This is a genomic window from Cohnella silvisoli, from assembly GCF_021190915.1.
Taxonomy (GTDB): Bacteria; Bacillota; Bacilli; order Paenibacillales; family Paenibacillaceae; genus Cohnella; species Cohnella silvisoli.
Genome location: NZ_JAIOAP010000020.1, coordinates 137,361 through 146,259, shown reverse-complemented (window position 1 = coordinate 146,259; position 8,899 = coordinate 137,361). Strand labels below are relative to the sequence as shown.

Below are 8,899 nucleotides of genomic sequence, written 5' to 3'. Positions count from 1 at the left end.
GTTCTTATGGGCTTATTTTGCTTTAATCGATGAAAAAAAGAGGGGGTGTATCTCCTGTAGGAGCGACAGCGTTTGCCTTTGGAATCGTGAAATCTCCTTGTTACGAGTTTACCTATTCAGATTTCACGATTCCAACAGCAACCGGAAGGAGATACACCCCCGCAAAAACCATAATCGATAGAAACAGTAAAGAAGCTGCCCATAAGCTTACTTATGGGACAGCCTCTTTCAATTTGAGTGGCCCAGTCTTTCGAAGAGAATCTTAGTCACCGCCGAAGGTTGGATTTGCAGCTCTTCAAGCTTTTCCACAAGCGTTCGATAGGCCAGCAGCACCTCGTGGTTCCTCCCCAAAGCATGATATCCCCTCATCAATATCCGATAGGCCTCTTCGTTATATGGGGAATGATCGATCGCAAGCTGCACCGACGCAATCGACCTTTCGTATTCCTGACGCTCCAGATAAGCCTCGGCGAGCTTGATCCGCCATTGAGTTGCCAGCCGGTCCAGCATCTCGGCTTCTGGATTCGCCCAGAGATAATCTTCGTCATGCAGCAATGGTCCTCGATAGAGCGACAAGCACCTCTCTAGTTCCGAGGGGGAGTAACGGCCTTCCTTATCCGATATCATCAGTCCTTGTTTTAACGTTTGCACGTCCACATCTATCCGTTCCGATTCCAGGTAGTAGCTTTCTTTCTCGTATTTCAGTATTCCATCAAATCCAAGCTCCTTAAAATGCTTTCTCAATAAGCTGACGCAGGTATGCAAATAGATCTTCGCTTTCCCGTAGGGATCATCCGGCCATAATTGATCGATGATCAGATCGCGATGAATGTGGCTGCCGCCATGAACGGCCAGAAGGGCGAGCAATTCTTTTTCTTTCGCCGTCCGCCATTTGAAACTGGTTCCTCCTTCAATGCCCGCGAAAAAATCGCCGAGCAGCCGGATGCTCAGCCTGGCGCTTGCGGCATTTGCGACGATCCCGACGGCCGCTTCCCCGATCAGCTTGTTGCGGTCCGCCTCACGCCGAATTTTGGCGATCGTCTTGGACAATCGCTCCCGTTCCAACGGTTTCAGAACGTAATCGAGGGCGGATTGTTCGAAAGCCGAGATGGCGTACTGATCGTAGGCGGTTACGAAAACGATTTGAAGCTCCCGGTTTTCGTTGCTTACGATTTCCGCGAGCTCCAAACCGCTCATCTCCGGCATCTCGATATCCAGAAACAGCACGTCCGGACGGAGCGTGCGCAGTTGTTTTAACGCGTCGATCCCGTTGCTTGAACGGCCGATCACTTCCACCTCGCCGTTCTGTTCCAGAAACAGCGCCAAAAGATGGAGCGCAGGCTCCTCGTCATCTACCAAAAACGCTTTGATCATCTTGCTCTCACCGATCCTTAGAAATCGTACTTTTACCCTTTGAGTATACGATATTTCTCTTCATAAAAGCGCCGAAACGCCGCGAAAGAAAAGAGACACTGTCTCCGAGAAGGCAGTGTCTCAACGGCATCGCGTTAAGGCAAAGGAAGGTATTTTTCCTCGCCGTCCGTCTTTTTCTCAAACGAATGATCGACGGAAGCTTCCTGAATGTGTCCGTAAGCCCAATATTTCTCCGGCACGTCCTTCCACTTCCGTTCCGCGCCGGATAACGGGCCTCTGCCTAGCAGTTTGTTGATCATCGCGACCGCTTCCGCGCGGGTAAGCAACTGTTCCGGACGGAAGGTTCCGTCCTCATAGCCGTTAATGATTCCCGCCGCTTTCGCTTTCTCGATAGCCGCCTGCGCCCAATGGCCGCTAATATCCGAGAAGCTTCCGCCGCTTTCGCTTGATGAGCTGTCTAACAACCGGGCCACGACGCTTGCCATTTCCGCGCGGCTGATCGACGCTTCCGGCTTGAAGCTGCCGTCCGTGTAACCGATCATCAAGCCCATTGCCGTGTCTTTATCGATGGCGGCCCTCGCCCAATACGTTGCCGTGACATCCGCATAGATTGTGGACGCTTGCTTCTTGTCTTTGTCGAATAAGCGCGCCAGAATCGCTGCCATTTCCGCGCGGGTAATGTTTCTATCCGGACCGAACGTGCCGTCCGGATAACCTGCGATGTACGCTTTATGCGCCGATCCATCCGTCAGGGATTTCAGCCAGCCCTCCATATGAACGACCGCAAACGTACTGAACTTGTTGACGGTGAATTGAATGCCGCGTTTTCCGCTTCCATCGTACGGGACGATTTCGCCTTTGACCAGTTCTTTCGTACCGTCACTATGCTCGATGTAGATGCCTAGATCCTTGAGCTGATCTTCGGTTAACGAAACGTCATTTAGCGGCAGCACAAGCGTGACGCGGCGGCTCTGCATATTCGTCTCGATCGTCATCGGACGACCGACGATTTCGACGTTGTCGTTGCCCGCGACGACGCGCACGATCTGCTCCGTCCGAGCGCGTTCCTCTACAGCTTCACGCTCGCTCGCCGTCTTGACCGGCACAAGCCGGAAGTACTTATCGCCGCCCAGTCCTTGCAAGGATGAGCTCGGGATTACGATACGCGCATTCGGCGTGAAAATCTCGAGGTTCAACCCGTTTTCCGCAAGCGTCGATGTCGACGTCTTCGGCAATACTACGTTAAGCTCCGACACTTCGTCCTTCGGATCGGGAACGACCAACTTCGCGGTGTTCGAACCGGACGCCTTCAATTGCTCGGCGGTCTTCGACGCCTGCTCGTTCGTGAACGTCACGTCGTCTTTCTTCCGGCCGTTCGCGTCGGTCGTCCGTTCGATCGTCGCTTTCGATACGACCTCGCCATTGCCCTTCGTGCCGTCCTTCACGTCTACCGTGATGATTTCCTTTTGCGATGATGGAATGCCGCTACCACCGCCACCCCCGCCGCTGCTGCTGCTGCTGTTGAGCGTCCACTTCGCGAACAGTATCACGTTGGACGAGCCCATAGCGAACGTGGCCCCTGCTGCGTAGCTCGTACCGTTTCCGTTCGCTTGAGTGTTCCATCCAGCGAATGTATAACCTGTCTTCGCCAGATTCCCGGTGTTGCCAAGCACTTTGACCGGTGCTCCCGGATCATAAATGCCGCCGTCGGTCGGAATGCTTCCTCCGGTGCTGTCGTTGTCATTGTAATTGACGGTGTACAAGGCATCGACAAGCTTGCGGAGACGTTGATTATCCTTGTCGGCGATATACACATTTCCGCTGCTGTCCGCTGCGACTCCGTACGGGGAGTTCAAATCCGCCGAAGTCGCCGCTCCGCCGTCTCCCGAATAACCGTCAGCTCCCGTTCCGGCGATCGTGATGATGCTCCCCTTGACCATATCGATCATCCGGATGCGGTTGTTCCCCTTATCGGCAATCAACAAATTCCCGTTCCGGTCCAACGCGATACCGCGCGGTTGATTCAATTGCGCTTCGGTCGCATGCCCGCCGTCACCAGAGTACCCGGCAACGCCGGTTCCCGCGATCGTGCTGATCGTTCCGCTGGCCGCATCGACCTTGCGGATCCGTTCATTGTCCCGGTCTACGATATACACATTCCCGCTGCCATCGACGACCACTCCGCGGGGGTAATTCAATTGTGCATCGGTCGCAGGTCCGCCGTCTCCCGAGTACCAGGAAGCGCCGGTCCCCGCGATTGTGCTGATCTCTCCGCTGAGCTTGTCCACCTTGCGGATCGTAGAATTGTGTAAATCGGCGATGTACAAGTTTTCGCTGCTGTCCAAGGCGACTGCTATAGGGCCGTCCAATTCCGCCGCGGTTGCCGCTTCGTCATCTCCCGAATAACCGGCGTCTCCCGTTCCGGCGATCGTGCTGATCTCTCCGCTGAGCTTATCCACCTTGCGGACACGGTTATTTTCAAAATCCGCGATGTACAAATTGCCGTCTTTGTCCACGACAACTCCCTCAGGCGTGTTCAATTCCGCCAATGTCGCGTCTCCGTCGTCTCCCGAGTATCCTTGTGTTCCCGTTCCCGCGACCGTGCTGATCTTTCTTGTAATCGCATCGATTTTACGGATAAGGTGATTGTCCGTATCTACGATATACACATTCCCGCTGCTATCTACGGCAACCCCTTCAGGATAATTCAATTGGGCCGAAGTTGCCGCTCCGCCATCACCCGAGTACCCTTCGATTCCAGTCCCTGCGATCGTAATAATGGTTTTCGGCGGAGCCTTCACCACCTGCATCACCGTAAAGGTGACAGGCGTCAGCGAGTCAGCCGTTACCGTTATCGTCGCCGTATACGTTCCGGCGGGCAGTCCGTCTTTGGCTTTGAGCGTAAATGTCGTAGAAGGCGTTGTATCATTCAGCGTCGTTGCCGCCGGCGGCGTGATCGTAAAGTTGCTCGCATTCGTGCCGTTTAAAGCTGCCGCAAGGTGGATCAGGTCGCTCGTCCCCGTCCGCGTCACCGTGATCGTCTTTATCTGCTGCGATCCCGAAGCGTAGCCCTCTGACAGCGATGCAAAGGTCAGGTCGGTCAACGCCTCAATCGCGTAAGCCGGCGCCGGCGCAGAATAGGTCATAACAGTTGCTTTATTGTCGTTCCCAGCATCCATATAGGCCACATAGGGGATACCGTTAACCACGTCCAATGACGTAAAATAGGTAACCCCAGCCGAAAATCTAGGGCTGCCCACCGGCACCCAGCCGGTTCCTGCGCTCCCGTCAAACTTCATCACCGTAGCTTTATTGTCAGCCGTCAATCCATCCTGATAGGCTACATAGGGAATGCCATTATCCACATCCAGGGACACGTAACTTGCCGGACCGCCCGTAAAATCGGCGCTGCCCACCGGCACCCAGCCGGATCCCGCGCTTTCGTCGTACTTCATCACCGTCAAACCGTTCGCTTCATCCCGATAGGCCACATAAAAGACGCCATTATCCACATCCAGCGAGATGTCAGATGCCGCATTGGTCGAAAATCCAGGCGAGCCTATGGTGGTCCAAACGTCGTATATTGTCTTCACGGTGACTTTATTGCCACTCGCGCCATCCCGATAGGCTACGACAGGGTAGCCGCTATCATTTACATACAGCGAAATATCAGATGCCGATGCCGTATCATCTGAAAACGAGCTTGCGGAGGATAATTCGTCTTCCCATGAATCCCAGTCGCTGTAATAATACTTCGCGTAGCCCTTGTTATCCGTTCCATCTTGATAGGCCACATGAGGCGTTCCGCTTTCGACATACAACGATAGATCGGTTGCCGCGTGGGTCGAGACGGCGCCGCCAACCTGAGCCCAACTGAATGTCCCGCTTCCGTTATCGGCAAACTTCATTACCGTAGCCTTGCCGGTTACTTCATCCCGAAAGGCCAAGTAAGGGATAGGCGTGCCGCCCGCATTGTACACGAACAACGATAAGTCAATTGCCTCGTTTGTCGAAAATCCGGCGTCGCCAACGACCGCCCAACTTCCGCTAACATACTTCATCACCGTGGCTTTTCCACTCGTCCAATCCTGAAAAGCCACATAAGGGATAGATGTGCCGCTGCCATTGTATACATACAACGATGTGTATGATGCCACGGCATTTGAAAATCCGGCCCTGCCCACGCTTCCCCAACTGCTTTCGGCAGCATAGGCATTGCCTCCTCCCAGGGCAGGCCATACGGGCATAACGCCAATGCCCACAAGTATGGCCAGAATCGTTATCTTGGCTTTTTTCCAAAATCCTCTCATATCCGTACCTCCTTATTCATTCCGTCTGATGTTGTATTCGACCTTTTTCGACAATAGATTACAGCATCCCGCTTAACAAACGCTTAACACCTTTACGACCGCGAAAAACGGCAAACGGCCCGTCCGCTAATGGACGAGCCGTAAATGCTTCTTGCTATTATTCAGCGTCCCCCGTCACGAATAAGAAAGCGGCAGCCAAATCGTGACCTTCGTGCCCTTGCCCCTCTCGCTTTCCACGACCGGCTGTTTGCCGGTCAAATGCGCCACACGGCGCATGATGTTCCGGAATCCGACTCCTTGTTCCTGTTTGCCGCTGCTATCCAAAATCGACTGCACCTGAACCTCCGTCATGCCGACCCCGTCATCCTCCACCACGACCTGAACGAATCCGCCCTGCTTGCGAATCGTCAACCGAACCGTACCGCCGCTCACCTTCTTGGATACCCCGTGACGAATGGCGTTCTCGACGAGCGGTTCGATCGTAAGCGGCATGACCTGGCAGCCATACAACTGATCATCCACGTCGAACTCTACGCGGACGCGCTCGCCGAACCTTTCTTTTTCGATATCGACGTAGGCCTGGATGAGCTCCATTTCCTTGCTGAGCTTGACGGTTTCTTCCGTATTGTCCATATGGAAAATGATCCGCAAGTACCGGCTGAACGTGCTCAACAGCTCTCCAGCTCTGGCGCCGTCCGTATAACAAAGCGACATGATCGTGCCCAAAGCATTGTAGAGAAAATGCGGCTTGATCTGCGAGCGCAGAAAAGCCATTTCGTTCACGGTCGCTTCCTTGACCAGCCGTTTCATGGACATCAGCGTATTGACCCGAACTCGAATTTCTCCCGCATCCAGCGGTCTTGCGATAAAATCGCTACCGCCCGCGGCGATGCCCGCTTCGATGTCGGCAGGCGTCATTCGGGCGCTGATGAACAACACCGGTAATTCCATCTGCGTAAAATGTCGGCGGATCCGTCTACACAATTCATACCCGTTCAGATCAGGAAGTCTAACGTCGAGGAGGACAAGGTCCGGCCGATCCATTCGCGTAATATGCGAGAAAACCTCCTTGTCCGAGCCCGCGCAGACGACGTCGAACCCTTCCATCGACAACATGCCGTACAGATGCTCCACGTCGACCGGATCCGCGGAAGCGATCATGATTTTAGAAGCTTCCGCCTTGGCTCCCTCGTCCTTGGCGCCGATCTTCGCGGGCAACGCTTCGGATGCGGCAGCCGCTTCGGCTTCCCCGATTCCTCCTTCCCAAGCCGCGGGCAAGACCAGTTCGATCTCCCGATCGTCGCGCGACTCGAACGTTCCGCCCATCAATTCCATCAACTCGTGAACGATCGACATGCCGACGGAAAATCCGTTGTCTCCCGCCTGTTCCGCCGCGTTATTGTCGGTCGCCTTGCCAAGTACGGCTGAATTCCGGATCGTCATAACGACGCTTTGGTCTCTCCGATTGCTGCCGATCGTAACAACCCCATCCTGCCCTTGCTGCAAGCTGTGGCTGATCGCGTTGTAGAGCACCTGCATCAGCCGGTTTTCGTCCGCCATGACAAATCTTGCGTCGGGGGCGATTTGATGGTCAAGCACCGTGTTCTTTCCCTTGGCGAGAAAATCAAATACTTCGATCACGACCGAAATGCAAGTGGCTAAATCCATCTTTCCGACGGTTACTTCCATTTTCCCATCCTTGATCCTGGCAACGTCGATGATGTCCTTGACCATGTTGGACATGCGATATGCGGTATTCCGGATCGTCTGCAGCTTCTCCTTCATGCCGTCTTCGGCTGCCTTGCGCAAAGGCGTCTTAAGCAAAGACTGCGACAGGTTGATTATGCCATGGAGCGGAGTATTCAACTCATGGGAAGTAATGAGCAGAAATTCGTCCTTCATCCTGTCCATGGCTTGCAGTTGATTCGTGAGCTTCCTCATGGCAGAATACGCGCCCGCGTATTGATGAATGAGCAGCAGCGAGATAAAGAAGAGAAAAAGGAGGACGGTCGTATTCGCCAACTCCATCGGGATAACGTTCTCGCTGTTCAGAATGGCGATTATTGCGGTTAGCAAAGTGGACCAGACAGCCGAGAAATGCATCTGAAGCTGCCGCTTGTCCAAAGAACCGAACCGACCGGAGACGTAAGACATCAGCAAGAAAACGGCCAGGATGGCGCAGATCAGCGTAAAACCCAGGTAAACGGCATCCAGAAGAGCGGAATACACACGGAACGGCAGGATTGCAATGGCGACGCAGTACAGGAATAGAGCCGCCGCGGTGAACAGAAACAGATGGCGAACGGCCGCCGCCTTAAACCACTTCCATGTCATAAAGAATAGCAAGGCCGGCGTCAAAAAAACGGACACGTTCTTGATCTTGAAGGCCCATTCAAACGGAATATCCGGTAAAAACTGCAGGAACAGCCGCTCCCCATTGGTAATGACGCTTATCGCAAAAAAGAAGAAAAACGTCCCGAACAGAAGAAAAAACGAATTCCGGTGGAATCCGACATATAGAAAGACGAACAATAAGGCAAAAAACAAAAAGAAGAAGGTTCCCATCAGCTCGAGACCGGTTTGGAAGCTTTTTCTCGTTTCCATCTCCTTGCCCAGCCCGAAATACAGGGAATCGCTTATTCCGCCGTTCTTGTAGTCGAAATTGGCCACCTGCAGTAAAACTTCAACTTCGTCGCTCCCCGCGCGGAAAAAAACCGTATAAGGCTCGTTGCGCGGAACGTATTGTTCCCGCGTCGTGCCGGTTTTCCCGGACTCTCCCGCCAAAGCCCTATCCACGTACAGCTTGTCCGAGAAGCGGGCGTAATGTTTGGAAAGAGCCAGCATCCGATCCGCAGGGGCATTCCGGATGAGGAGCCTGTACGTTCCGTAACCGTGGCCTTTCATCGTCCCGCCCTTGCCATCCGGCTGTCCATCCCATTTTCCCGGTACGAGAAGGTATTGCCGCTTCGTAAGCAAGCCGCCGGACTCGCCGGGAACCAGCAACTGGTTCGGAAAGAACTCCCATTGTCCGTCCAGCGAAATGTTGCCCGACTCGCCGGGATTCCAACCGCTTAAATCCAAAACGCCTTTGTTCACCGCAGGCGCATTTTTCCCGGGCATGGCGGACAGCCCCATCATGATCCCGACGATGGCCGTGAGCGCGAGAATTCCGATCAGAAATTTGTCTTTGAGCATCTTACCGCAAGGAGCCTCCT

At 54.0% G+C, this 8,899-nt stretch carries 3 protein-coding genes; all 3 read right to left on the bottom strand.

What is annotated here, in order from left to right; translation table 11 throughout:
* Positions 1–228 precede the first annotated feature (228 nt).
* The 3 genes from K7P76_RS28930 to K7P76_RS28920 all read right to left on the bottom strand — a co-directional run bounded on the left by K7P76_RS28930 (position 229) and on the right by K7P76_RS28920 (position 8,879).
* The gene (locus tag K7P76_RS28930) at positions 229–1,374 is read right to left on the bottom strand and encodes a response regulator (RefSeq protein ID WP_232189550.1); all 1,146 of its coding nucleotides are present in this window, start codon (positions 1,372–1,374) and stop codon (positions 229–231) included.
* A 134-nt stretch (positions 1,375–1,508) separates the two neighbouring features.
* Positions 1,509–5,684 carry an NHL domain-containing protein gene (locus tag K7P76_RS28925; protein WP_232189548.1) on the bottom strand — a complete coding sequence of 1,392 codons (4,176 nt, stop codon included), beginning with the start codon at positions 5,682–5,684 and terminating at the stop codon, positions 1,509–1,511.
* 174 nt (positions 5,685–5,858) lie between these two features.
* Entirely contained in the window at positions 5,859–8,879 is a 3,021-nt protein-coding gene (locus K7P76_RS28920; RefSeq protein ID WP_232189547.1) for a histidine kinase, read from the bottom strand.
* Between the last annotated feature and the right edge of the window lie 20 nt (positions 8,880–8,899).